Origin of the sequence: Kocuria palustris (assembly GCF_007666205.1) — a bacterium.
Classification (GTDB): Bacteria; Actinomycetota; Actinomycetes; order Actinomycetales; family Micrococcaceae; genus Kocuria; species Kocuria palustris_A.
Map to the genome: position 1 here is coordinate 1 of NZ_VDOR01000009.1, position 22,836 is coordinate 22,836.

Below are 22,836 nucleotides of genomic sequence, written 5' to 3' on the forward strand. Positions count from 1 at the left end.
GAGCCCGTTCCTCATCTCATCGACGCACCCGCGCCAAGAACCTCATGACCCACAACACCTAGGGTCAGCGGCGGATGAGGATCTTCTCCCCGGGGTAGATGAGGTCCGGATCCTCGATGACGTCGCGATTGTCCTCCCAGAGCTGCTGCCAGCCACCTTCGACGTCGTAGCGCTCGGCGATCTCGCTGAGGGTGTCACCGGAGACGATGACGTACTCATGGCCGGTCGGGGTCGGGAGGTCAGCGGGGTCGGCGAGGTTGTTGAACAGGCTCGGAACGAACGAGGACGGCGCGCTCGGCTGCGCGGGGACCGTCGCGGTGGCAGCGGGTGCCGGGTCGACGGGCTGAGCGGCAGGTGCCGGAGCGGCAGCCGGTGCGCTCTGCGGCATCACCTGCGTTGCCGGTGCCGGAGCGGCGGTTGCCGTCGGAGCGGCAACGGGGGCCGGGGTGGCGGCAGGTGCCGGTGCCGCGCCCGTTGCCGGAGCGGGGGCGGGAGCCGGTGCCGGCTGCGCGGCAACCGGCTGAGGCGCCGCTGCCGGTGCCGGGGCGGCAACGGGCGCGGGAGCGGCGGGCTGCTCGACTGCCGGCTGGGGTGCCGGTGCCGGAGAGGTGTCGACCGGCACGGAGGGCTGGGGAAGGGCCGGTGCCGGTTCAGCGGCGGGAACCTCGGGCTGTGCCGGCGGCGCGGTCGGCGTGGGTGCCGGCTGCTCCGCCGGGGCTTCCGGTTCCGGGGTGGGCGCGGGTGCCGGCTCCTCGGCGGGGGCTTCCGTTTCCGGTGCCGGCTGCTCGGCAGGGGTCTCGGGCTCGGCGGGCGTCTCCGGTTCCGGGGCGGGCTCGGGTGCCGGCTCCTTGGCGGGGGCTTCCGGCTCTTCGGTGCCGGGGTCGATCTGGCCGCCGTCGATCGGGTCGGAAGGGCCCGTCGTGGTGCCGGGATCGATCGGCAGGTCGATGGACTCGTCAGCGGTAGCGGGTGCGATCGTGGCGAGGCCGATGACGGGGGTGATCGTCAGGGCGGTCAGGACGGTGCGGATACGGGTGTTCATTTCTGGTCTCCTTCTGCGGTGGTGATGGTGGTGAGGATGAGCTGCTGGGATCCGAGCCGGATGATCTCGGATGGCTGCGCGGGAGAGGCCCGGGCGGCAGGCTGCGGAAGTCTGATCGGCTGCATGGTCACTGGTCCATTCAGTCGGAGGAATCCGGGGCGAACGCGGCCAGAGCGCCGCGATGATCGACGACGATGTCGCCGGGGTCTGCGAGGCCGAGGAGGTCTTCGGCGGAGGACGGTGCGGCAGTGGTGCTGCCGTCCGGGGAGATCAGCACCGAGGTTCCGTCGGTCTGTGTGGCGATCCAGCCGCCGGGGACCGCGATGATGGCGCGGTTGCTGGTGGAGAGGTTCCCGACGGGGGAGCCGATCTGAGCCATGTCGAGGTCGATCGGTGTGGTGCCGGCCAGCAGCTGCTGGCCGTCGGAGGAGGGCACGACCTGCATGCTGGAGCTGCTGCTCGTGAGGTCGTGGGTCTCGACGACCTGGCCGGACTCGGCATCGTGGATGGCGATGACGCCGGTAGAGCCCTCGGACCAGATCACGGCTGCGTGCTCGTTGGTGGCGCCGAGCCACTGCGAGATCGTGGCGTCATCGGAGGGGCCGATCAGCCGGGTCGTGGAGATCTCCTTGCCGCTGGCCTCGGCATGGATGAGGGAGCCGCCCTCAGCGCTGGACGCCCAGAGGTACCCGGCGTTGTGCGCGGGGCCGATCGGCGATGCCGACGACGACGGGGAGGTGTACTTCTTGAGCCCGTCGGTGGTCACGACCTGGATCTCGTCGGGACGGACGTCGTCGCGCTGGGGGACGGTGAACGCGGTGCCGCCGCGAACGATGAGCCGGTCGTCGTCGCTGATCTTGCTGTCGACGAGACCGTGGTCCTGGGACCAGGTCATCACGCGCCCCTCGGCGAGCAGCAGCAGCCCGCCCTGCGCGCCGTCGCGCAGTGGCCGGGGGGTGGAGTCCAGGGCAGCCGGGAGGGTGAGGGAATCGGTGATCTCCCCGTCCTCGGCGGCGACGATGTCGAGGGCCCGGTTCGAGATCGCGCCGATGTGCTCACCGTCCCAGGTCAGTCCGGAGCTCTGATCTGTCGCACCAACGACTTCCCACGTCGGGGTGCCAGAGAACCCGGCAGGGGCAATCGCCTGGTTCTGGATCGGGGCAGGCGTCGCCGGATCCTCCGTGCCCGCCTCCTCGGGGGCCTGCGTCTCAGGTGCGGGAGCGGCTGCCGGTTCGTCGTTCGTGAGCATGGCGTGGGTGCCGAGTCCGAGGCCGGCGAGCACGAGAACGGCTGCCGCGCTGCTGCCGAGAACGAGTCGCCGGCGCTTCTTGGTCTTGGCCTGGGCGGCGACGTCGTTGTCGTCAGAGAGGTCGTCCATGAGGTCGTCGTCATCAGCAGCGACGTCGTCGACCTCCTGCTGCGCGGTGATCTCGTCAGTCGGTGAGGGATCGATCGTCTCGGCAGCGTCCAGGTCGGTGCCGATGGTCTGGAGAACGATCTCGACCGCCCCGGCCCTGGCTGCTTCCTCGGCCTGGGCATGAGCGACAGCCAGGGTCGAGACCTCCCGGTGGTCGGGGCCGTTGTCCAGCGGGACGGCCATCGTCCACGGGGACAGCAGGAGCCGGAAGTCCGGTGCTTCGAGGGACTCGTGGTCGAGCAGCGCTTTGGACCCGTCGGGGCGCAGCTCCCAGACGCGCAGCGTTTCGGAGCCGTCCATCACGGCGATCGTCGCGGGCCGGTCGGTGGCCCGGGTGTGCTGCGCGATCGAGGACCAGACATCCTCGACGCGTTGCTGCGGCATCCGCCGGTCACCCACGCTGAGGGTCAGCGTGGGCGTGAGCGTGATGGTGGTCGGCACAGGATCCCCCCTGAAGCGAATGAGCGAGGACGTCTGCGCCCTCCCCATCCCATCGCTGGCAGGTGTGCGTCTGTAGTGCGCAGCTGTGATGGCGGGTTTCCGGAAGGGGGATGAGGCGGACTGCTTCGTTCAGTGCGGCGGCGTCAACCCCGACGTAGATCTGTGTGGTCGCGACCGAGGCATGGCCGAGCAGTTCCTGCACGGCGCGGAGATCGCGAGTGCTGTTGTAGGCGGCAGTCGCGAAGTGATGACGCAACGTGTGGCCCGTCCATCCGGGTCCGAGGAGGCGGGAGAGTCGCTTGCCGATGTAGTCGGGGTGGCAGTGGCCGCCGAACCGGCCGGGGAAAGCCCATCCGCCTCGTGCTCGCAGGCGATCGAGGAAGGGGGCAAGTACAGGATGGATTGGGAGGAAGCGCTGCCGCCCCCCTTTGCCAACTACGAAAAGGAGGTCGGCTTGGAGGTCGTCGGCATGCACGGCGGCGATTTCGGAACGCCGGAGCCCGCCGAAGGAAGCGAGCAGAAGCATAAGGCGTTCCCGGTCGTTTTCTGCCCGCTCAAGGGCTGCGTAGAGGACCATGGTGGGTGTGGGGCGTGGCCGGGCTGGAGGGATGCGGATTGTCAGCAGTAGGGCGGCAGGATCGTCAGGCCGACGTTGGGTGGCATGCGCCCATTGGTAGAACCGGCGGATCGTTGCACGGGCAGACTTGCGAGTGTTCGGTGACCAAGCTGGGTTTGAGATCCATTCTTGAAGCTCTTCAGGAGTGACTGCCCATGGGCTTCGCGGCGAGGTCTGCTCCGCAAGCTTGTTCAGTCCCCAGCGGCGTAGGCGTAGGGTTCCGGCGGACTGTCCGCCGGCGCGCAACCAGCTAGTGAAGTCGTCGATCGCGGTGGCCCATTCGAGTGCTGTATCAGACATGACAGCAGTCTTGCGGTCCCAGCGGCGGTTGCTGGCTTAATGGCATATGATCAACTAGCTCGCATGCAGTGGTGTACCGATTATCAAGGAGGCGCTATGTCTGAACAGAATCGAATTGGTAAAATTGAAGGGACTCCCGGGTGGGTTATCGGACTAGACCCTGAGGGAGGAAGGCTGGAGCTGATCGTGACGGTTGATGATCGCGCGGTAGTCTCAACGCCGATGAGGCGTCAGGATGCGATTGATCTCTCGGCCATGCTGAGCGAAGCAGTGTCTCGGTTTGACGCGGGGACGTTGCAGCCTTGGGAGGGCCAGCCGGAGTGAGCCGAGGCCCGGGCTAAAGCGAATGCTGCGATAAGTAGCCATCGACTGGTGCGCTGGTCAGCGCGCCGAAGACGGAGCCAATAATCGAAGGGTTACTGGTTCGAGTCCAGTCGGGGGAGCTTCTCAGACCCTGTGGCGACCCCGTCGCCGCGGGGTCTTCCGCATGCCCCGAGCACGGTCTCCCCAGACGCGGCGGGACGGGCGGGGACGGGACGGCGGATAGGGTCGAGGCAGAGACGGAGGAGACGGGGGCGGCGGACCACCAGGAGGCAACGATGACTGCAGCTGACCGGCAGCCGAGGATCGCCAGGCGCACCCTGCTGGGCGGGCTGGGGCTGGCCCCGCTCGCGCTGGCGGGGTGCTCGACGCCCGGCGGCACCGGACCGTCGGCCTCGGCGGCGGAGGACGTGCTGAGGGCCCGCGGCCTCGACGGCCTCGAGGGACGGGAGATCGTCGACAGGCTCGAGCGGCTCCCCCTGGCGGAGCGGCCTGCGGATCTCATGGCCATGGTCCATCCCGCAGAGCTGGTGCTGACCGGCTCGGACGAGCGGGAGGTCACCCGGCCTCTTCCGGAGGATCGGTTCTACCTCTCGGTCGCGCCCTTCATGGAGACGACGCACGAGTGCCACTTCCACAGCCTGACCACCTGCCTGGGCGAGCTGCGCGATCGGGACGTGACGATCCGTCTCACCGAGCAGGGGAGCGCAGAGCCCCTGAAGGACGAGACCGTCACGACCCAGCCGAACGGCTTCCTGGGTCTGTGGCTGCCCCGGGGCCCGGAGTACCGCCTGATCTGCCAGGTGGACGGCGCCCGGGGAGAGGCGATCATCGCGACTGCCGACGAGCAGGATCCGACCTGCCTCACCACCGTGCAGCTGACCTGATCCGGGCCGGACGGCAGGGGGGGGACGATCGGCCGTCGGCCCGCCCGGAGCCGACGGGAATGATCATGCAACCTGTGGTGCCCCTCACGGGGTGCCGATACCGTGGGGGGTCGACGCAGGCGGGCTGCGCGCCGAGGAGGAGTGCCCCACTATGAACGCACGACGGATCGGCATCACGGGAGCGACCGGGCACATCGGCGGGGGCGTCTCCCGCCAGCTCGAGGAGGAGGGTGTCGCCCACCGGCTCCTGGTGCGCTCCGCGTTCAAGGTCTCCGACCGCGTGCGGGGGGCCGGTCGTCTGCTCGGGGCCGCGCCGTGCGACTTCGCCCGGGTCGACGAGGCCGTCGAGGCGCTGCGGGAACTGGACACCGTGCTGTTCGTCTCGGCCCACGAGACCGAGGACCGCGCGCAGATCCAGGAGGGCTTCGTCGAGGCGCTGCAGCGCGCCGGCGTCCGCCACGTCGTCTACCTCTCCTTCATGGCCGCATCCCCCGAGGCCGCGTTCACCTACGCGCGCACCCACTGGAAGACGGAGCAGGCCATCCGCGACTCCGGCATGGACTTCACGTTCCTGCGGGACTGCTTCTACCTCGATGTCCTCGCACAGTTCACGGGGGAGTCGAACACCCTCCAGGGGCCCGCCGGCGACGGGAGGGTCGCCGGCGTCGCACGCGCCGACGTCGTCGACGCGGCCGTGCCGGTGCTGCTCGACCCGGACCGCCACCGCGGCGAGACCTACACGCTGACCGGCCCCGAGGCCCTGTCCTTGCACGACGTCGCCCGGATCCTCACGGAGACCACGGGCCGCACGCACACCTACGAGCCGGAGACGATCGAGCAGGCCCGCGCCTCCCGCGCCTCCTACGGCGCACCCGAGTGGATGCTCGAGGGGTGGATCTCGACGTACACCGCGATCGCCTCGGGGGAGCTGGCGGAGGTCACCGACGACGTCGCCCGCCTGACCGGGCACCCGCCGCGCTCGCTGGCCGACATCGCACGCTCGCTGTGAGCGCCGCGACCCGGCCGAGCCGCCGCTGCAGCCGCCTCATCGTCTGCCCGTTCCCCGTCCGCCCGGTGAGTCCATGGGCTTCCTGAGCGCTCCGAGCCTGCGCGGCCCCCTGGGATCCCTGGTGCCCCTGTCCCCGGACCATGCGCAGGAGCTGGCCGAGGCCTCGGCGGACGGCGACCTGCACCGGCTCTGGTACGCGAACGTGCCCGCACCGGAGGCCATGGACCAGGAGATCTCCTCCCGCCTGCGGCGGCGCGACGACGGGCAGCTCGTGCCCTGGACGATCCAGGACGCCCGGGGCCGTGCCGTGGGGATGACGACCTTCCTGCACCCGGTCCCCGAGCACCGCCGCGTGGAGATCGGCTCGACCTGGATCGCCGCGAGCGCGCAGGGGACCGGGCTCAACCCGCAGATCAAGCTGCTCCAGCTGCGCCACGCGTTCGAGACGCTGGAATGCATCGCCGTGGAGCTGCGCACGCACTGGCACAACCGGCAGTCCCGGGCCGCGATCGCCTCACTGGGGGCCAAGCAGGACGGCGTGCTGCGCAGCCACCAGATCATGCCCGACGGCTCCCTGCGGGACACCGTGGTCTTCTCGATCACCGCCGCCGAATGGCCGGCGGTGCGCCGTTCCCTGGCGGAGCGGCTGCGCTCGCGGTGGGGCGTGGACGATCCCTTCCGCGCCTGAGGGGGCAGAGCCGGGTAGTCAGGACCATCGCCCCAGGCCAGAGGCTTCATTTACTTCTCATCTGCCTCGTGTTCAATCCCACGCCATGTTCCGACGCCTCGTCCTCCTCGCCCTCATCGTGGCGGTCCCGGTGCTCACCGCGATCTCCACGCAGCGCCTCGCGGGCAGCATCGAGCCGCCGACGCTGCCCGCGGAGCCCGTCTCGGTCGCTGTCCAGGAGGGCGGCGAGCACCAGGGCCCGGCACCCGATCAGGAGCCCGAGGGCGGGGAGGCCGACTCGCCGGTCGAATCGCTGGACACGGATCTGGACGGCGCGCAGGACGACGGGCCCGAGTCGGGGAGCGTGTCGCGGTGAGCGCACCGCACAGCGCCTCGAGCGGGTCGGGCGCACCGGACCAGCAGGAGCGGGGCTCGCGGGTCTCGGCCCGATGGCGGATCGTCGGCTGGATCGTGCTGACCACGGCCATCGCGCTGATGGCCGTGATCGTGACCATGCGCTCGCTGCTGCTCGGGCAGGTCGCCCAGGGGGCCAACGACGGGATCGTCCAGGAGGTCGACGAGTTCCGGACCTTCGTCAGCGAGGGCGTGGACCCGCAGACCGCCGAGCCGTTCGTCTCGGAGTCGGCGCTCATGCAGCGCTACCTCTCCCGGCAGACCCCGGCCACGCACGAGGCGTTCGTGGCCGTCGCCGGGGACGAGGTCCTGTTCCTGGACAACGCGGCCGACGACGCGGGGGAGCGGCTGGCCGGCGACGCGCAGCAGCTGGAGGCCCTGCTGCAGGCCCCGGAGGCCTCGGGCGAGACGGAGACGGAGTACGGCACCGTGCGCTGGGGCCGGGTGGACACGACCGGCGGCTCGTCGTTCCTGGTCCTGCAGTTCACCGACCCCTCTCGCGCGGAGGTGGACCAGAACGTGCTCCTGCTCTTCGCCGTGGCCGGCGGCGGCGTGGCGCTCACCGCGCTGATCGCCTGGTTCGCGGCCGGGCAGATCCTCCAGCCCGTGCGCCGGATCGGCTCCGTGGCGGCCTCCGTGACCGGGCACGGGATCACCGAGCGCATCCCCATCGAGGGCCGCGACGACATCTCCCAGGCGGCCCAGTCGGTCAACGACATGCTGGATCGCCTCGAAGCCGCCTCGGATCGCCAGCACCACGTGGTGATCGAGGCGGGGCGGCATCTCACGCGGTCGATGGGCACCCTCCGGCGGGAGCTGGACGCGCTCGATCCGTCGGCGGCCAGGCCCCTGCGTCCGGCGCTGCGGGACATGCAGCGCACGGTCGAGGACGTCGAGCTGATCGGCGCGCACTCGAGCGGCCGGCTGGACATCGAGCGGGCCTCCGCGGCCCAGCTGCTCGTCCAGGTGCGCCAGAGCGCGGCACGCAGGGCCCCGGACCGGCAGTGGGTGCTCGACGACGTCCCCGGGGACGCGGCTCCCATGGACGTCGCGGCCGTGCGAGCCGCTCTGCTGCAGCTGGCCCGCAATGCGGTCGACCACACCTCGGCCGGCGACGAGATCCGCATCGTCAGCGCCGTCCTCGGCCGAGGCGGCGCGCAGCCGGGGCCCCTGCCGGATCCGGAGCAGGCGCCTTCGTCCCTGAGCGGCTCCGTGCTGCGCCTCGGGGTCTCCAACCCCGGGCGCCCGCTGAGCCCGGAGCAGGTCCGCGCCATGGTCGAGGAATACCGCTCGGCCGCCGCGCCCCTCCACGAGCGGGCGACCGCGGGGGACGAAGCCGGCGCCGCTCCGGAGGCCGGCCCGGAAACCGAGGGCATGGGCCTCGGGCTGGCCGTGGTGCGCGGCGTGGCCGATGCGCACGGCGGCAGCCTGTGGGTCGAGTCGGACGCCCAGGGCCGCACGACCGTGGGGCTCGACCTTCCGCTGGAGGACGTCTCCGACGACGAGCAGCTGCAGGACCGCATCGTGCGCGCCATGCGGGAGGACCGATGAGCCCGACGCAGCGCGCCGCCGAGCCGGCCGGCGCGGACCGCCCGACCCGCTGGGCCTCGACGCCGCCCCAGCCCGCGCTCAGGCCGCAGCGCGCCCGGCCCCGGCCCAGGACCGCCGCGCTCATCGCGGGGCTGGTCCTGGCCGTCCTGTCGGTCCTGGTGATCCGCGCGTCCGTGACGGGGGACAGCCTGCCGGCCGACGGCGCGCTGACCCTCGTGGTCTTCGCGATCGCCGTCTGGCTGTGGATCTTCTCCCCGCTGGATGACACCTACGTGGCCCTGGGAGCGGCCCTCGTGCTCGTGGCCACGGGCGTGGTCGCCGACGACGAGCTGTTCGCGTCCCTCGGCGAGGACACGATCTGGCTGCTGCTCACGGCCTTCGTCATCGCGGCGGGCGTCACCGCCTCCGGCCTGGCCACCCGGGTGGCGGGCTTCGTGGTGACCGGGGCGGGCTCCCTGCGCCAGGTCTTCCACCTGAGCACCGGCGTCCTGGTGGCCACCGCCTTCGCCATCCCCTCGACATCGGGCCGAGCCGCCCTGGCGCTGCCCGTCTTCGTGGCCCTGGCCGGGGTCCTGCGCGATCGGCGGCGCGCCGTGCTGGCGCTGTCGCTGCTGTTCCCCTCCGTCATCCTGCTCTCCGCGGTGGCCTCCTACCTGGGCGCCGGCGCCCATCTGATCACCGCGCAGATCCTGGATGCCGCGGGCCACCGCAGCTTCGGGGTGGGCAGCTGGCTGATCCTGGGCCTGCCGCTGGCCCTGCTGTCCTCGCACGTGTGCGCCGAGCTGATCCTGCGGCTGTTCACGCAGCGGGAGGACCGACGGGAGCCGCTGACGATCTCGCTGCAGGACCTGCAGGCTCGGACGTCGTCGCCCATCACGGGTCCGCTGACCGTGGCCCAGTCCCGCTCGGCGCTGCTGATCACGGGCGTCGTCGTGCTGTGGTGCTCGGAGCCGCTGCACGGGCTCCACCCGGCGATCGTGGGCCTGTTCGGCGCGCTGCTGGCGGCCAGTCCGCGCTGGGGCTCGGTCAAGCTGGGCACGGCGCTGAAGTCCGTGCCCTGGTCGCTGCTCGTGTTCATGGCCGCCACGCTGGCCCTGGGCACCGGGCTCGTCGACTCGGGCGCCGCCCAGTGGCTGGCCGACCAGGCGCTGCGTCCGGTGAGCACGGCGGGTGCGGCGGCCCCGGTGGTCTTCATCGTCCTGGTGGTCGTCGGCTCGACCGCGGCGCACCTGGTGATCCAGTCCCGCTCGGCCCGCTCCGCGGTGCTGATCCCGATCGTGGTCGCGCTGGCGCCGGGGCTGGGAGTCGATCCCACCGCCGCGGCCTTCGCCTCGACCGCCGCCGCGGGCTTCTGCCACACGCTCACCAGCTCGGCCAAGCCCGTGACGCTGTTCTCGGACGTGGAGGGGATCGAGACCTACCGCCCGGAGCACCTGCTGCGGCTGTCGGCCTGGCTCGCACCCATCAGCGCCGCCCTGGTGCTGCTCTTCTCCTTCCTCGTGTGGCCCCTGATGGGCATGCCCCTGTTCCTGTGAGCCGCCTCGGCTCCCGTCCCCCCGATCGGAGATCATCATGAGCACCGTCAGCTCGACCGCCTTCGTCCGCCGGGTCCTCGTGGCCCCCTCGGGCTTCAAGGAGTCCCTCGACGCCGAGCAGGTGGCCCGCGCGATCAGCGCGGGAGTCCGCCGGGCCGTGCCCGGCGTGCGCGTGCGCACCGTCCCGATCGCCGACGGCGGCGAGGGCACTGCCCGCACCCTGGCCTCCGCCACGGGCGGCACCGTGGTTCCCCGGACCGTGACGGGCCCGGTGGGGGAACCGGTCGAGTCGCACTGGGCGCGACTGGGCGGCGAGTCCGAGGGCACGGCCGTGGTCGAGATGGCGGCCGCAGCGGGCCTGCGGCTCGTGCCCCGGGACCGGCGGGATCCCACCCGCACGACCACCCGCGGGGTCGGGGAGCTGATCGCGGCGGCGCTGGACGACGGCGCGGAGACGGTGGTGGTCGGCTGCGGCGACTCCGGGACCTCCGACGGCGGTCTCGGGGCGATGCAGGCGCTCGGGGTGCGGGCCCTGGACGCCCAGGGCGAGGAGGTCGGACAGGGCGGGGCCGAGCTGGGCCGGGTCGAGCAGCTGGACCTCTCCGGGCTGCATCGCGGCCTGGCCCGCCGCGACGCCCAGCTCGTGCTGGCCCTCAACCCGCACAACGTGCTCACCGGCTCCCGCGGCGTGGCCCGGGTCTTCGGGCCCCAGAAGGGAGCGACGCCGGAGCAGGTGGCCCAGCTCGAGGCCGGCTTCGAGTCCTGGGCGCGGGTCCTGGCCCGGGACGGGCTGGAGACCGCCCGCGACACGGACTTCGCCGCCGGCCCCGGCACCGGCGCCTCGGGGGGCCTCGGCGCCGGGATGGCCGCCGTGGGCGCCCGGCTCGTCCCGCGGTTCGAGGCGCTCCTGGACTCGGGCCTGGCAGGCATCGACCTGGATCGGTCGATCCGCGGCGCGGACCTGGTCATCACGGCCGAGGGCGCGATCGACTTCCAGACCCCGCGCGGCAAGGTCCCGGCCGAGGTCGCCCGGCGCGCGGCCGATCAGGGCGTTCCGGTCATCGGCCTGGCGGGGACCCTGGGCCAGGGAGCGGATGCCGTCCACGGGATCGGGATCGACGCCGTGGCCTCGATCCTGCCGGTGCCCATGAGCCTCACGGACGCCGTGCGCGACGGGGAGGAGCTGCTGATCGCCGCGACCGAGCGGTTCATGCGCACGCTCATGCTCGGCGCGGCGATCGCCGAGGCCCGTCTGGTGGGCGACGACTGGTGAGGGCCGGTCCCTCCGGGGGCCGCCTCGGGGCCGCGGGAGTCAGCGCCCCATGCCGTCGGCGACGCGCCGGATGAGCCCCCGGATGTTGGCGAGGGTCCGCTCCGAGCGCTCCTGCTCCGAGAGCGTCTCCTCCATCTGGCGGACGCCGTCGGGCTTGCGACGTCCCAGCGTGTAGTCGGTGCACGCCAGATCGGAGCACAGGTGGGTCCCGATGCTGCTGTAGCGGTCCTTGGCGGACCGGGAGCAGCGGATCGACATCATCGACACGCCGCTGCCGGGATGGAGGGTCAGGCAGATCTGGCACATCCGGGCCCCGCCCCGTCCGGGCGTCGTCGACTTCTCCATGACGAGGCCGCGCAGGCCCTCGTCGGTCTCGGCCACGACGTACCCGACGCGCGGCGCCTTGGCGTCGATCCACCCCAGGAAGATCTCCCGCTCCCACTCGGGATGGAGGACCTCCTGGGGGATCGCGATGCGCTGGGCCGCGCCCTTGGAGCAGTTGAGGAAGCTCTTGCGGATCTCGGACTCGGTGCGGGGCTGCATGGTGAAGCCCTCAGGCCCGGTGGCCGGGGCCGAACTTCCGCTGGCCCGCGAGCTCGCGGAAGACCTCGGCGGCGCGCAGCGAGTCCACATTGCCGGTGACGGGGTTCGGCTGGTGGCTCTGCCGTGCCGCGTAGAGGGAGACGAGGTTCATGGTCACTGCTCGGCGGTTGCGCCCGCCCATGAGCTTCATGATGTGGATGCCCAGCCATGCGAACCAGCCGGCGGTGCCGGTGATCCTGACCCCGCCGGGGGCGATCACGATCGCGGCGCGACGCCCGATCGTGGCCGCCTCGCCGAGATCGCGGTAGCGGAACGGACTGCGCGGTCGTCCCTCGAGCTCGGCGCGGATCATCCGGGCCGCGTGGACGCCGGTCTGGATCGCGGGCTGGGCGAGCTGGGGCAGGGGGTCGTCGTGCCCGGCGATGTCGCCGGCCGCGTAGACGCCCGGCATCCCCTTGACCTGGAGGGTCTCGTCGACGGCGATCGCCCCGCGCTCGGTGAGCGGCAGCCCCCATGCGGAGACGCGCTCGTCGGGGGAGGTGCCCGCCGCCCAGATGGTGATGTCGGACTCGAGGACGGTGTCGTCGGCCAGCACGACGAAGTCGTAGCCGACATCCTTGACCCCCTGGCCGAGCACCAGCTGCACGCCGCGGTCCCGCAGCTCGTCGGCCGCGTAGTCGCGCAGCTGCTGATCGTCGATCTGCTTGAGGATGTCCTTGCCGCGCTGGAGGATGCGGATCTGCAGCACCCGCTCGTCGAGCTCGGGGTACATGACGCTCAGCTCGTCCCTGCGGAAGTCCGCCAGCGCTCCCGCGATCTCCACGCCGGTCGCACCGCCGCCGACGATCGAGACATGCAGGAAGTCGTCCGGATCGGAGCGGGTCGAGCGCTCCAGCTCGGCGAAGATCCGGTCGCGCACGGCCGTGGCGTCCTGCCGCCCGTACATGGGCATGGCGTGGGCCTCGGCGCCGGGCGTGCCGAAGTAGTTGGTCGTGATGCCGTTGGCCGCGATCAGGTGATCGAAGGCGATCTCCTGGGGCGCGCCGCCCTCTTCGACCGTGACGGTGCGCCGCTGCGGATCGATGCCCACGACATCGCCTTGGCGCACGCGGAGGTTGGGCGCGTGGCGCGACAGACCGCGCAGGACCATGGTCACGTCGCCCGGATTCAGCCCGCCGGTGGCGACCTGGTACAGCAGCGGCTGGAACGTCTTGTAGATGTTCCGGTCGATCAGCGTGACGCGCACGCGCGCGTCCTTGAGCTCGAGGGCCGCGTTGGCGCCGGCGAACCCTCCGCCGATGATGACCACATGGGGCCAGGACATCCCGTCGGGGGCGGGCACACGCGGGCGGGCGGCGAACAGGCGGGGCATGGCGCTCCTCCGGGAGGGGATGTGGTCGCTGCGCTCAGACGAAGACGCTGCAGGTGGCGGTCTGGGTGGAGTCGGTGCCGCGCTTCTCGATGACGGGCTCGCCGTCGAGCTTGATGGCGCAGGTCAGCTCGAGGTCGTCGGCCTCGGTGTCGCCGGTCACGACGAGGCGGGGCCAGCTGCCGGAGGGCACCTCGATCTCCTTCGTCCAGCTGTCCTGGAACTGCTCGGACTCGATCGTGCCGTCGATCTCCCACTCGACCTCGCCGCCCTCCGAGGAGGTGACCTCCAGGGTCACCGGCTGCATGGACTCGTCCGGCAGCTCCGTCTCCTCGGCGCCGGCCGCGGCGCCCGCTCCGCCGGCGGCCGCCGCGGTGGTGCTCGTGTCCTCCTGGTCCTGCGAGGCCGTGTTCACGGTGAAGGCGACCGGGATCATGATGGCCGCGACCACCAGCCCGATCGCGAGGGCGAAGCCGAGCGCCCAGCCGAGCGCTGCAGCGCTGCGCCGGGCCCAGGGGAGGCGAGGCTGCTCGTCGGCGGATCCGGCGGCGGAGTCTTGGGGCTGAGGCACAGTGATGGTTCCTGCGGGTCTAGGGGGCGCTGCGGCTGACCCGGACAGAATACGTCCCCGAGGGCCTCAGCGGGTCAGCCGCGGGGTGTCCGCAGGGCCTTCCGGGCAGGAATATCCGCTCCGACGCAGGACGCTGCGTCTGCTGGTGCGCGCAGCGCCGCGTCGGATGCGATGCCGACGGGCCGGCGCCCGCGACGAGGAGGAAGGTGCGCATGACCCGTTGGATCGTGCTGGTGGCGGCCGTGTGCTGCGAGGTGGCCGGGTCGCTGTCCCTGCGAGCGGCGATCGAGGACCCCCGGTGGTTCGCCCTGGTGGCGGTGGCCTACGTGGCCGCGTTCACCCTGCTGCGCGAGGCCATGCGGCGGGGGATGCCCCTGGGCGTGGCCTACGGGGTGTGGGGCGCGCTGGGCGTGGCCCTGACGGCGCTGATGTCCGCGGCCGTGTTCGGCGAGCAGCTGACCCCGATGATGCTGCTCGGCATGCTGCTCGTGATCGGCGGCGTGCTGTGCATCGAGCTGGGCTCGCACACGGCCCGGAGGGGTCGGCCGGATGAGGCGGGTCGTCGGCCCGGAGGGGAGGTGACGGCATGATCGCGTGGCTGTATCTCGCCGGCGCCATCGTGACCGAGGTCGCCGCGACCACCGCGCTGCGGATGTCCCTGGATCGCAGCCGGCTGTGGCTGCTGGGCGTCGCCGTCGGCTACCTGGTCTCGTTCGGCCTGCTGGCGCTCACCCTGGCGGAGGGCATGGGTCTCGGCGTCGCCTACGGCATCTGGTCCGCCCTGGGCGTGGTCGCGACCGCCGTGATCGGCAGGGTCGTCTTCGGCGATCCCCTCACGCCGCTGATGTCGGGGGGCATCGCGCTCGTGATGGGCGGCGTGCTGCTCATCGAGCTCGGGGCCGCCCACTGATCCCGGGCGGCCGGCGCCGCCGCGGGGGAGCGCCGACACGGCAGGGGCCGGATCCGCGGTGCGGATCCGGCCCCTGCCGTGGTGAGTCCGAGGGCTCGGGCGCCGATCGGCTCAGAGATAGGTGTAGAAGCCGTCGACCTTCATGGCGTCGACCGGGTGCACGAGCGTGCCCTGGTCCGGGTTCAGCGCCGAGATCATCAGGCCGTCGCCCAGGTAGATGCCGACGTGCGAGCCGTTGTTCTGGGACACGAGATCGCCGACCTGCGGGGTCGACGTCTTCTGCGCGGCGCCGAACTGCTGCCAGGTCACGCGGGGGATCGAGATGCCGTTCTGGGCGTAGACCCACTGCGTGAAGCCGGAGCAGTCCCAGTTCTTGAAGTCGGTGCCGCCCCAGACGTAGTTGCCGCCGAGGCCGCGCATGGAGGTCTCCACGATGGCCTTGCCGTCGGCCGTCGCGGCGCCGTCGGCCACGGACTGGACGTCGATGCCCATCGTGTCGGCCGAGCTCGCGGCCTGCTGCTGGGCCTGCGGCGAGGTGCTGTAGCCGGAGGCGGACCCCGGAGCCGAGCCGACGGAGGCGCCGGGGCCGGCCGTCGTGGAGGCCTGCGTCCCCCAGGGGGTCCTGTCGGTGTCGTCGGCGACCACGTCGGCGCCGACCGCGGCATTGAGGACGGAGACCGCCTCGGCGCGGGTGATGCCGTCGCCGACGCCGAGCCAGCCATCGACGTCGGGCAGCACGTCCTCCCGGTGCAGCCAGTCGATCTCGTCGTAGCCGGCCTCGGAGGAGGCCACGTCGCGGAACGGGCTGACGCTCGGCGCGGTGTGCGCCGGCTCCCCCGCGGAGCGATGCAGGATCACGGCCAGCGCGGTCGAGTCCAGGGCCTCGTCCGGGCGCAGGGTGCCGTCGGACCAGCCGTCGATCAGGCCCTCCTCGACGGCCCATGCCAGGGCGCGCTCCTGGTGGTGGCCTGCGCCGTCCGAGTACTCGTCGAGGACGCCGAGATCGGCCTCGGGCTGACCGGCGAGGCGATGGAGCATGGTCAGGAAGTCGGCGCGGGTCACGTCGGCCTCGGGGCGGTAGGTGCCGTCGTCGTGGCCCGTGATGACGCCGCTGGACGAGGCCCAGTCGACGTCGGCGGCAGCCCAGTAGGACGCGGTGACATCCCGGAAGTCGACGGGCCCGGTCGGACGGGGGCCGATGGACTGCGTGCTCACCGGGGCAGAGGTCGAGCCGGCTGCCGGCGACGGGCCCGCGGCCGCGGGATCTGCGGCCGACGATGCGCCGGCGGACGGGCCGGCGGCCATCGGGTTCGGGGCGGGCTCGGCGGCGCTGGAGAGCCCGAGGCGCGCGGAGCAGGCGGGCCAGGCGCCCCAGCCCTGCTCGGCGAGCACGTTCTCGGCCACCGCGATCTGCTGCTCGCGGGTGGCCTCGTGCGCCGCACCCTCGCCGCCGAAGGCCGCCCAGGTGGAGGGAGTGAACTGCAGGCCGCCGGAGAACCCGTTGCCCGTGTCGATGGCCCAGTTGCCGCTCGACTCGCACATGGCCAGCGCGTCCCAGTCGGATTCCGGAGCGGCCTGCGCGGGCACGGCGCCCAGGGTGACGACGGTGCCGCCGCTGACGGCGACGGTGGCGGCGACGCTGAGGACACGGGGGGATCTCATGGCGATGCTGTGACTTCCTGGACGGGGACGAGGAGCGATGTCGGGCGAGGCCCGCGATGACGCGGTCCGGCAGGACCTGGGGAAGCGGCTGCCGCAGCCCACCTCCCAGCCGGGGCCGAGCGATGAAGCCGCACGTCACAGCGTCCGCTGATCGGCCTCATGATCACGGTTGCGTAACGTCAGTCGACTCTAGGGCCCCGGTCAGGGGGCGGCAAGGCTCCGCGGTGGCCGTCACATGAACTCGGAGTGATCTCCACGGGGCTCGGGCGATGTATCGACTGGTCACCAGCTTATATCAAAATACATGTACCCACATGTGTGGGGTTCCGTCCGGAACGGGCGGCGCGCCGGATCCCGCCGCGCGGCGCGCCGGGCGAGTCGGTCAGCAGTGATACTTTGACCCGTGCACTGCGGTGTCCGCATGGTCACTGCCCAGAAACTTCGAAACCCCCACGGAGGCGGGAATGTCCCACGCGGCGGGCTCTGATCAGGGCCGTTCGGCCGAGACCGGTTCGGCACCCATCCAGGATGTCGTCAAGGTCTTCGGAAAGCTTCTCCCACGTCAGCTCCAGGACGAGCTGGCACTTCTCAAGCTCGAGCTCAAGGACAAGGGCATCAGCGTCGGCAAGGGCGCGGCCCTGCTGGCGGCGGCGCTGGTGTTCCTCCTGCTGCTCGTCATCGCCCTGGTGTGCGCGGCCATCGCCGGCCTCGGCACCGTCATGCCGCTGTGGCTCTCGGCGCTGATCGTGTCCGCGTTCTTCCTGCTGGTGCTGGCGATCCTGGCTCTGATCGGCTTCCTGCAGATCAAGAAGGCCATGCCGCTCACCCCGATCCAGTCCGTGCGCGGCCTCAAGTACGACCTCGGCGTCGTCAAGGAGGGCTCGGCCTACACCGAGGCCCGCGTCCGCCGCGAGGAGGCGGAGGCCAAGGAGCGCAAGGCCGAGGAGAAGCGCAAGAAGGCCGACGAGGCCGCCACCGCGCCCCCGGCCCCCACCGAGGCCCAGCTGCGTCAGCGCCTCAAGGTCCGTCGCGACCGGCTCAAGGAGCTGCGCGACGACGTCGAGGTCCGCAAGAACAAGGTGCAGTCCTCCACGCAGGGCTTCGTGGGCCGCACCAAGGCCAGCGCCTCGAGCGTCGACCTCAAGAAGGCCGCGACCGACGAGACCATCGTCCACCGCGTCGCGCCGCTGAGCGTCGCCGCCGCCGCCGGCACCGCGTTCCTGGTCTTCCTGGCCAAGCTCATCCGCCGCTGACATCGGCCGCGTCGTCCCGCTGCGGACGGCCCCGCCGAGGCCCGGCTCCCGAGAGGGGGCCGGGCCTCTTCCATGCCCGGGGAGGTCGTCGGCCGCCGCAGGAACCCGTGCATCCCCTGTGAGGCTTCTCATGCGTCCGTGAGTGCCCGGTGCGGATGCCGGACGCGGCTCGTCGCCCTCCTACACTGACGAGACCGAGCCGCCCTGGCCGTCATGGAGGGGCGGTGCCGGCCGGGCGGACCCGGCTGCTGCATGCATCCGTGGAGACGAAGGACGGAGGTCCCGCATGGTCTGGTGCGCCCTGGGCCTCGCCGTCCTCTCGGCGATCTTCATGGCCGTGGGAACGCACCTGCAGTCCATCGCGGTCGTCGCCGGGACGGACGGGCGGCTCACGGCCGCGGCCATGCTGCGGCTGCTGCGCTCGCCCCGCTGGGCCGGCGGCCTGGCCCTGCTGGGGGTCGGCACGGCGCTGAACGTCACGGCGCTGAGCCTGGCCCCGGTCAGCGTCATCCAGCCGGTCGGCGTGCTGGCCCTGGCGATCATCACCGTGCTGCACTGCCGGCACGTCGGCCTGCGGATCAACGCGCAGACCTGGCGGGCGCTGCTGCTGTGCGCGGGCGGCGCGGCGATGTTCGTGCTCACCGCGGTGCGCTACACAGATCCCGCGCTGCGGATCACCGAGCGCTCGGCCACGGTCGTGACGATGATCCTCGTCGCGGTCCTGACGGCCGTCGTGCTGGGCCTGGCGACCCTGCGGGGCCACGCGCGGGAGCTGCTCCTGCTCGTCTCGGCCGGTGCGCTGTACGGCTTCGTGGCGCTCGAGATGAAGATCATCACCGCGCAGGTCCAGATGATCGAGGGAGCCTGGTGGCACGGCATCGGCATCCTCAACGTCATCGGGCTCCTCCTGGCGGCGGCAGTGGGCGGGTGGCTGGTGCAGTCGGCCTATGCCTCCGGACCCCCGGAGCTCGTGATGGCCGGGCTGACCGTCGTCGACCCGATGATCGGCGTGATCATCGGCCTGTCCGTGCTGGGGGAGGCCGGACCGGACTTCGGCCTCGGGCCGGCGCTGCTGCTGATCCTGTGCGCGGCCGTCTCGGTCAGCGGGGTCCGCGTGATGGCGCGGCACCACCCCGAGGTCCTGGCCCGGCAGCCCGTCGCCGAGGCGCCGGATCAGCACCGGGCCGACCCGACCTGCCCCGATGCGACCCGCCCCGATCCGACCCGACCCGATCCCACCCGACGGAGGACCGAGACGCAGTGACCCCCTCCCAGCGCGAACCCCAGGACCCCGACGACCCCCGCGGGGTCCTCCGCGACGACTACCTGCTCCCCGAGCCCGCGCCCGAGGACAGGCCCGTCCGGGACCGCGATCGGCTGCGGATCCTGGTGGTCGCCGAGACCTACCCCCCGGACGTCAACGGGTCCTCGCAGTTCTCGCACCGCCTCGCCCAGGCCGTGGCTCGGCGCGGCCACGACGTGCACATCGCCGCCCCTCGTCCCGGGCGGGGCCCCACCGTCCGGCGCATGGACGGGCTGGTCACCGAGCACCGCTTCCGCTCGCACACCGCCTTCACCTACGACACCTTCAACTTCTGCTTCCCGTGGGAGATCCGCGGCGAGGTCGCGCGCCTGATGGACGAGCTGCAGCCGGATGTCGTGCACATCGAGTGCCACTACATCCTCGGGCGGTACTTCGCCAAGGAAGCGCAGTCGCGGGGCATCCGGCTGATCGGGACGAACCACTTCATCCCGGAGAACATCGAGCAGTACCTGCCGCTGCCGAACCCGATCCGCCGCCTCTACCGCCGGATCTCATGGCGGGACATGGCCGCCGTGTTCCGCCGCTGCGACGTCGTCACGGCACCCACGCCGCTGGCCGTCGAGTCCATGCGAGAGCACGGCTTCGACTTCCCGATGCACCCGCTGTCCAACGGCATCGACGCCGCGCAGTACGAGCCGCGGCCGGGGGAGGAGCTGCCCCGCAGGCAGCGGCCCACGGTCCTGTTCACCGGGCGGCTGGATCCGGAGAAGCACATCGACGTCCTCCTCCGTGCGGTCGCGAGCATCGCGGATCGCAGCGACGTCGGCGTCGAGGTCGTCGGGCAGGGCGGCGAGTTCGACCGGCTGCACGATCTGTCCCAGGAGCTGGGGATCGGCGAGCGCGTGGAGTTCCGCGGCTACATCACCGACGAGCAGCTGCGCGTGGCCTACCTGCGGGCGGACGTGTTCTGCCAGCCGGGCACGGCCGAGCTGCAGTCGCTCGTGACGCTCGAGGCGATGTCCGCCTCCACGCCCGTCCTGCTGGCCGATGCCCGCGCGCTTCCCCACCTGGTCGAGGAGGGCGTCAACGGGTGGCTGTTCCCCCCGGGGGACCACGCGGAGCTGGGGCGGCTGCTGCTGCGCATGCTCGAGCTGCCGGAGCAGCAGCGGCGGGCGATGGGAGCGGCCAGCCGGCGGATGGTCGAGCGCCACAGCTTCGCGGCCACGATCGACGCGTTCGAGCAGATGTACCTCGGAGCGGACCCCCGGCAGCTGCTGGCCGAGTGGCCGCGGCGGCCGCAGACCCCGCTCGAGTAGACTGCTGATCCGTCGTCGGGCCCGGTCCGGGCCGCGACGGCCCGGGGCGGTAGCTCAGCCGGTCAGAGCAGAGGACTCATAATCCTTGGGTCGTGGGTTCAAGCCCCACCCGCCCTACCGCGGATGTCCCAGGGCATCCGCAGCGCCCCGCGCCCTCCGGTCCGGGGCGCTCGTCGTTCCCCGGGGCGCATCCGGCGGCTGCGCCCCGCGCGGGCGGGGCGAACGAGGTCGTCACTCGGGGACGGGCAGCAGCACGGAGGGGCGCTGGGCGCCGACGAACGGCAGCGGGTGGACGTAGTCGTCGCCCAGGCGCACGCCCCAGTGCACGCAGGCCCGCACCGCGGCCAGGCAGTGGGTGCCCTCCGAGACCACCCCGATGACCTGGCCCTTGCGCACGCGGTCGCCCTTCTTCAGGTCGGAGGCGACCGGCTCGAAGCTCGAGCGCAGCCCGTCTCCGTGGTCGATCGTGATCGTGGCCCGGTCCACGACGGTGCCGACATGGCTGACCCGGCCGTCCTCGGGAGCCCGGACCTCGCCCGACAGGCCCACCGTGAGATCGACGCCGCGGTGCCCCGACTGCCAGCGCTCGGCGGGAGGGTCGAAGTCCTCGACCACCCGAGGAGCCGGCGCGACCGGCCAGCGCCACGTCCCGTGCTCCGCCGCCAGCAGCGCCTGCGCATCCGCGGGCAGGGAGCCGGCGGCGGGCAGCGGCAGGGCGGTGGTCAGCTCGACGGCCGCAGCCGGCGCCGCCGGCGAGGGCGATGTCCCGGCAGGGCCCGGCGCGAACAGGGCCGTCACCGCGAGACCGGTGAGAGCGAGAGCGCGCACCAGGCGGGGGCGCCGCATGGCGGCCGCGCCCGGAGCGGCGGACGGGTCTGCCGATGGCGCACGGCCGGCGGCGGGTGCATGGGAGGTCGCAGCGCGGTCCGCGGGGGTCTCGGGGTCGGTGCTCATGGTCCGAGACTGAGCCGAGCGGGGCCGCGCGTCCGGTCCGAGCGGGCACCGGGGGAGGGCCGAGCATGTCGAGGAGATCCCGGTGCGGCTGTGGAGCCGGATCCCCGCGGCCTCGGCGTTCGCGGCCTCGATCTGTAGTATCCTCGACTCCGCAGTGTCTGCAGCTGCGCCGTTCGCCTGCCCGCAGGGGCCGGGCGCGGCGCGCGGCACTGACTTCGCGCACATCGTCGTCGGGACCCGGGATCGCACCCGCAGGCCCGACTCGCCCGCCACGGTCCTCCGGCAGCACGGCCGCAGGCGGCGGGCGGAGGCTCGCATCGGCTCGGCCGATGCTCGACCCACGCGGTGTGCCAGGGACGATCCGCCGACCCGGGGGATCCGTCGACGAACCGCAGACCGCGCTCCGCATGCCCGGACCAGGGGTGCGCGAGCGCAGAACGAAGGAGCACGACATGTCTGTCGTCACCATGCGCCAGCTGCTCGACAACGGCGTCCACTTCGGCCACCAGACCCGCCGGTGGAACCCGAAGATGAAGCGCTTCATCCTCACCGAGCGCAACGGCATCTACATCATCGACCTCCAGGGCTCGCTGGCCTACATCGACCGCGCCTACGAGGCCGTCAAGTCCACCGTGGCCCACGGCGGCACGATCCTCTTCGTCGGCACCAAGAAGCAGGCGCAGGAGACCATCGCCGAGCAGGCGACCCGGGTGAACATGCCCTACGTGAACCACCGCTGGCTCGGCGGCATGCTCACCAACTTCGCCACGGTCTCCAAGCGGATCGACCGCATGAAGGAGCTCGAGCAGATCGACTTCGACGACGTCGCCGGCTCGCAGTACACCAAGAAGGAGCTGCTGCTCATGCGCCGCGAGCAGGACAAGCTCGAGCGCACCCTGGGCGGCATCCGGAACCTGTCCAAGACCCCGTCGATGGTCTGGGTCGTGGACACCAAGAAGGAGCACCTCGCGATCGACGAGGCGCAGAAGCTCGGCATCCCGGTCGTCGCGATCCTGGACACCAACTGCGATCCCGATGAGGTCACGTTCCCGATCCCGGGCAACGACGACGCGATCCGCTCCGTGAACCTGCTCACCCGCGTCGTCGCCGACGCCGTCGCCGAGGGCCTGCTGGCCCGCGGCGGCGCCAAGGGCGGCTCGGAGGCTCCCGAGGAGCCCATGGCCGAGTGGGAGCGCGAGCTGCTCGAGCAGCACAACGCCGCCGCCGAGGCCGAGAAGTCCTCCGAGTCGGCCGCCGAGGCCGCCAAGGTCGCGGCTGCGGCCGGCGAGCCGGCCGAGGCCCAGACGGCCGAGGCCCAGACCGCCGCGGCGCAGACCTCGGAGGCCCCGGCCTCCGACTCGGCCCAGAACTGATCCGAATCCCTCTCCCGGCCCGCCCGGCGGGCGCCGGGGGAGGGCCGGCGGGCGGGCCGCGCGCCCACCTGCCGTTCACCTGACATTCGCTCCGCTCCCGCATGATCGGGGACGGAGCACGCCCGGCGGGCCGCCGCTCGGACCCGAG

The 22,836-nt window shown here is 72.2% G+C and carries 23 protein-coding genes and 1 tRNA gene; 15 read left to right on the forward strand and 9 right to left on the reverse strand.

Annotated elements, in window-relative coordinates:
* Positions 1–64 precede the first annotated feature (64 nt).
* The 4 genes from FSY66_RS12610 to FSY66_RS13120 are packed head-to-tail and all read right to left on the reverse strand — an operon-like array spanning position 65 to position 3,816.
* Complete coding sequence (locus tag FSY66_RS12610; RefSeq protein WP_053447636.1) at positions 65–1,042, reverse strand: LysM peptidoglycan-binding domain-containing protein; 978 nt, start codon at positions 1,040–1,042, stop codon at positions 65–67.
* On the reverse strand, positions 1,039–1,173 hold the full coding sequence (locus tag FSY66_RS12895; protein ID WP_260853612.1) for a hypothetical protein: 135 nt from the start codon (positions 1,171–1,173) through the stop codon (positions 1,039–1,041). The genes FSY66_RS12610 and FSY66_RS12895 overlap by 4 nt, the downstream gene beginning before the upstream one ends.
* Positions 1,174–1,181: 8 nt before the next feature.
* Positions 1,182–2,900 (reverse strand): hypothetical protein, encoded by a 1,719-nt coding sequence (locus FSY66_RS09070; RefSeq protein ID WP_053447635.1) that lies wholly within the window; start codon positions 2,898–2,900, stop codon positions 1,182–1,184.
* Entirely contained in the window at positions 2,851–3,816 is a 966-nt protein-coding gene (locus FSY66_RS13120; protein ID WP_144793990.1) for a tyrosine-type recombinase/integrase, read from the reverse strand. The genes FSY66_RS09070 and FSY66_RS13120 overlap by 50 nt, the downstream gene beginning before the upstream one ends.
* Positions 3,817–3,912: 96 nt before the next feature.
* Here FSY66_RS13120 and FSY66_RS09080 point away from each other — a divergent pair, with 96 nt between their 5' ends.
* The 8 genes from FSY66_RS09080 (at position 3,913) to FSY66_RS09115 (ending at position 11,473) form a co-directional block, all read left to right on the forward strand.
* Positions 3,913–4,140, forward strand: a complete 228-nt coding sequence (locus FSY66_RS09080) for a hypothetical protein (RefSeq protein ID WP_144793993.1) — start codon at positions 3,913–3,915, stop codon at positions 4,138–4,140.
* Positions 4,141–4,415: 275 nt separating this feature from the next.
* Positions 4,416–5,024, forward strand: coding sequence for a CueP family metal-binding protein (locus FSY66_RS09085; protein ID WP_144793996.1), 609 nt, complete (start codon positions 4,416–4,418; stop codon positions 5,022–5,024).
* A 151-nt stretch (positions 5,025–5,175) separates the two neighbouring features.
* Positions 5,176–6,033, forward strand: a complete 858-nt coding sequence (locus FSY66_RS09090) for an SDR family oxidoreductase (protein WP_144793999.1) — start codon at positions 5,176–5,178, stop codon at positions 6,031–6,033.
* A gap of 73 nt (positions 6,034–6,106) precedes the next feature.
* A complete protein-coding gene (locus FSY66_RS09095) occupies positions 6,107–6,721 on the forward strand; it encodes a GNAT family N-acetyltransferase (RefSeq protein ID WP_144794003.1) in 615 nt (204 codons plus the stop codon).
* A gap of 85 nt (positions 6,722–6,806) precedes the next feature.
* Positions 6,807–7,076: a hypothetical protein gene (locus tag FSY66_RS09100; protein WP_144794006.1), complete on the forward strand. Its 270-nt coding sequence runs from the start codon at positions 6,807–6,809 to the stop codon at positions 7,074–7,076.
* Entirely contained in the window at positions 7,073–8,665 is a 1,593-nt protein-coding gene (locus FSY66_RS09105) for an ATP-binding protein (RefSeq protein ID WP_144794009.1), read from the forward strand. The genes FSY66_RS09100 and FSY66_RS09105 overlap by 4 nt, the downstream gene beginning before the upstream one ends.
* The gene (locus FSY66_RS09110) at positions 8,662–10,200 is read left to right on the forward strand and encodes an SLC13 family permease (protein WP_144794012.1); all 1,539 of its coding nucleotides are present in this window, start codon (positions 8,662–8,664) and stop codon (positions 10,198–10,200) included. The genes FSY66_RS09105 and FSY66_RS09110 overlap by 4 nt, the downstream gene beginning before the upstream one ends.
* A 37-nt stretch (positions 10,201–10,237) precedes the next feature.
* Positions 10,238–11,473: a glycerate kinase family protein gene (locus tag FSY66_RS09115; RefSeq protein WP_144794015.1), complete on the forward strand. Its 1,236-nt coding sequence runs from the start codon at positions 10,238–10,240 to the stop codon at positions 11,471–11,473.
* 39 nt (positions 11,474–11,512) lie between these two features.
* Here the strand turns inward: FSY66_RS09115 and FSY66_RS09120 are convergent, their stop codons facing one another.
* The 3 genes from FSY66_RS09120 to FSY66_RS09130 are packed head-to-tail and all read right to left on the reverse strand — an operon-like array spanning position 11,513 to position 13,956.
* Positions 11,513–12,016 carry an FBP domain-containing protein gene (locus tag FSY66_RS09120; RefSeq protein ID WP_144794019.1) on the reverse strand — a complete coding sequence of 168 codons (504 nt, stop codon included), beginning with the start codon at positions 12,014–12,016 and terminating at the stop codon, positions 11,513–11,515.
* Between the two features lie 10 nt (positions 12,017–12,026).
* A complete protein-coding gene (locus FSY66_RS09125) occupies positions 12,027–13,388 on the reverse strand; it encodes an NAD(P)/FAD-dependent oxidoreductase (RefSeq protein ID WP_144794023.1) in 1,362 nt (453 codons plus the stop codon).
* 34 nt (positions 13,389–13,422) lie between these two features.
* Positions 13,423–13,956: a hypothetical protein gene (locus FSY66_RS09130; RefSeq protein ID WP_144794026.1), complete on the reverse strand. Its 534-nt coding sequence runs from the start codon at positions 13,954–13,956 to the stop codon at positions 13,423–13,425.
* Positions 13,957–14,168: 212 nt separating this feature from the next.
* On the opposite strand from FSY66_RS09130, the gene FSY66_RS09135 reads away from it, so the two are divergent.
* Together FSY66_RS09135 and FSY66_RS09140 are read left to right on the forward strand one after the other, a co-directional pair.
* Positions 14,169–14,546, forward strand: a complete 378-nt coding sequence (locus tag FSY66_RS09135; protein ID WP_144794030.1) for a DMT family transporter — start codon at positions 14,169–14,171, stop codon at positions 14,544–14,546.
* Positions 14,546–14,866 carry a DMT family transporter gene (locus FSY66_RS09140; RefSeq protein ID WP_144794251.1) on the forward strand — a complete coding sequence of 107 codons (321 nt, stop codon included), beginning with the start codon at positions 14,546–14,548 and terminating at the stop codon, positions 14,864–14,866. The genes FSY66_RS09135 and FSY66_RS09140 overlap by 1 nt, the downstream gene beginning before the upstream one ends.
* Before the next feature lie 111 nt (positions 14,867–14,977).
* On the opposite strand, the gene FSY66_RS13125 is transcribed toward FSY66_RS09140, so the two are convergent.
* Positions 14,978–16,528, reverse strand: a complete 1,551-nt coding sequence (locus FSY66_RS13125) for a transglycosylase family protein (RefSeq protein WP_396350894.1) — start codon at positions 16,526–16,528, stop codon at positions 14,978–14,980.
* 464 nt (positions 16,529–16,992) lie between these two features.
* On the opposite strand from FSY66_RS13125, the gene FSY66_RS09165 reads away from it, so the two are divergent.
* The 4 genes from FSY66_RS09165 (at position 16,993) to FSY66_RS09180 (ending at position 20,478) form a co-directional block, all read left to right on the forward strand.
* Positions 16,993–17,781: a phage holin family protein gene (locus FSY66_RS09165; protein WP_144794033.1), complete on the forward strand. Its 789-nt coding sequence runs from the start codon at positions 16,993–16,995 to the stop codon at positions 17,779–17,781.
* A 286-nt stretch (positions 17,782–18,067) separates the two neighbouring features.
* On the forward strand, positions 18,068–19,045 hold the full coding sequence (locus tag FSY66_RS09170; RefSeq protein WP_144794036.1) for a DMT family transporter: 978 nt from the start codon (positions 18,068–18,070) through the stop codon (positions 19,043–19,045).
* Positions 19,046–19,107: 62 nt separating this feature from the next.
* Entirely contained in the window at positions 19,108–20,361 is a 1,254-nt protein-coding gene (locus FSY66_RS09175) for a glycosyltransferase (protein WP_144794258.1), read from the forward strand.
* 43 nt (positions 20,362–20,404) lie between these two features.
* Positions 20,405–20,478 (forward strand) — tRNA-Ile (locus FSY66_RS09180).
* Positions 20,479–20,592: 114 nt separating this feature from the next.
* Here FSY66_RS09180 and FSY66_RS09185 read toward each other — a convergent pair.
* A complete protein-coding gene (locus FSY66_RS09185; protein ID WP_313955546.1) occupies positions 20,593–21,315 on the reverse strand; it encodes a M23 family metallopeptidase in 723 nt (240 codons plus the stop codon).
* 452 nt (positions 21,316–21,767) lie between these two features.
* Between FSY66_RS09185 and rpsB the strand changes: the two genes are divergently transcribed.
* Entirely contained in the window at positions 21,768–22,688 is a 921-nt protein-coding gene (gene rpsB, locus FSY66_RS09190; RefSeq protein WP_144794039.1) for a 30S ribosomal protein S2, read from the forward strand.
* Positions 22,689–22,836 lie beyond the last annotated feature (148 nt).

Coding starts and splice junctions, on each gene's coding strand:
- FSY66_RS12610 (WP_053447636.1), bottom strand. CDS start 1,042: ATGAACACCCGTATCCGCACCGTCCTGACCGCCCTGACGATCACCCCC.
- FSY66_RS13120 (WP_144793990.1), bottom strand. CDS start 3,816: ATGTCTGATACAGCACTCGAATGGGCCACCGCGATCGACGACTTCACT.
- FSY66_RS09080 (WP_144793993.1), top strand. CDS start 3,913: ATGTCTGAACAGAATCGAATTGGTAAAATTGAAGGGACTCCCGGGTGG.
- FSY66_RS09085 (WP_144793996.1), top strand. CDS start 4,416: ATGACTGCAGCTGACCGGCAGCCGAGGATCGCCAGGCGCACCCTGCTG.
- FSY66_RS09090 (WP_144793999.1), top strand. CDS start 5,176: ATGAACGCACGACGGATCGGCATCACGGGAGCGACCGGGCACATCGGC.
- FSY66_RS09095 (WP_144794003.1), top strand. CDS start 6,107: ATGGGCTTCCTGAGCGCTCCGAGCCTGCGCGGCCCCCTGGGATCCCTG.
- FSY66_RS09100 (WP_144794006.1), top strand. CDS start 6,807: ATGTTCCGACGCCTCGTCCTCCTCGCCCTCATCGTGGCGGTCCCGGTG.
- FSY66_RS09110 (WP_144794012.1), top strand. CDS start 8,662: ATGAGCCCGACGCAGCGCGCCGCCGAGCCGGCCGGCGCGGACCGCCCG.
- FSY66_RS09115 (WP_144794015.1), top strand. CDS start 10,238: ATGAGCACCGTCAGCTCGACCGCCTTCGTCCGCCGGGTCCTCGTGGCC.
- FSY66_RS09120 (WP_144794019.1), bottom strand. CDS start 12,016: ATGCAGCCCCGCACCGAGTCCGAGATCCGCAAGAGCTTCCTCAACTGC.
- FSY66_RS09125 (WP_144794023.1), bottom strand. CDS start 13,388: ATGCCCCGCCTGTTCGCCGCCCGCCCGCGTGTGCCCGCCCCCGACGGG.
- FSY66_RS09135 (WP_144794030.1), top strand. CDS start 14,169: ATGACCCGTTGGATCGTGCTGGTGGCGGCCGTGTGCTGCGAGGTGGCC.
- FSY66_RS13125 (WP_396350894.1), bottom strand. CDS start 16,528: ATGAGATCCCCCCGTGTCCTCAGCGTCGCCGCCACCGTCGCCGTCAGC.
- FSY66_RS09165 (WP_144794033.1), top strand. CDS start 16,993: ATGTCCCACGCGGCGGGCTCTGATCAGGGCCGTTCGGCCGAGACCGGT.
- FSY66_RS09170 (WP_144794036.1), top strand. CDS start 18,068: ATGGTCTGGTGCGCCCTGGGCCTCGCCGTCCTCTCGGCGATCTTCATG.
- FSY66_RS09185 (WP_313955546.1), bottom strand. CDS start 21,315: ATGAGCACCGACCCCGAGACCCCCGCGGACCGCGCTGCGACCTCCCAT.
- rpsB (WP_144794039.1), top strand. CDS start 21,768: ATGTCTGTCGTCACCATGCGCCAGCTGCTCGACAACGGCGTCCACTTC.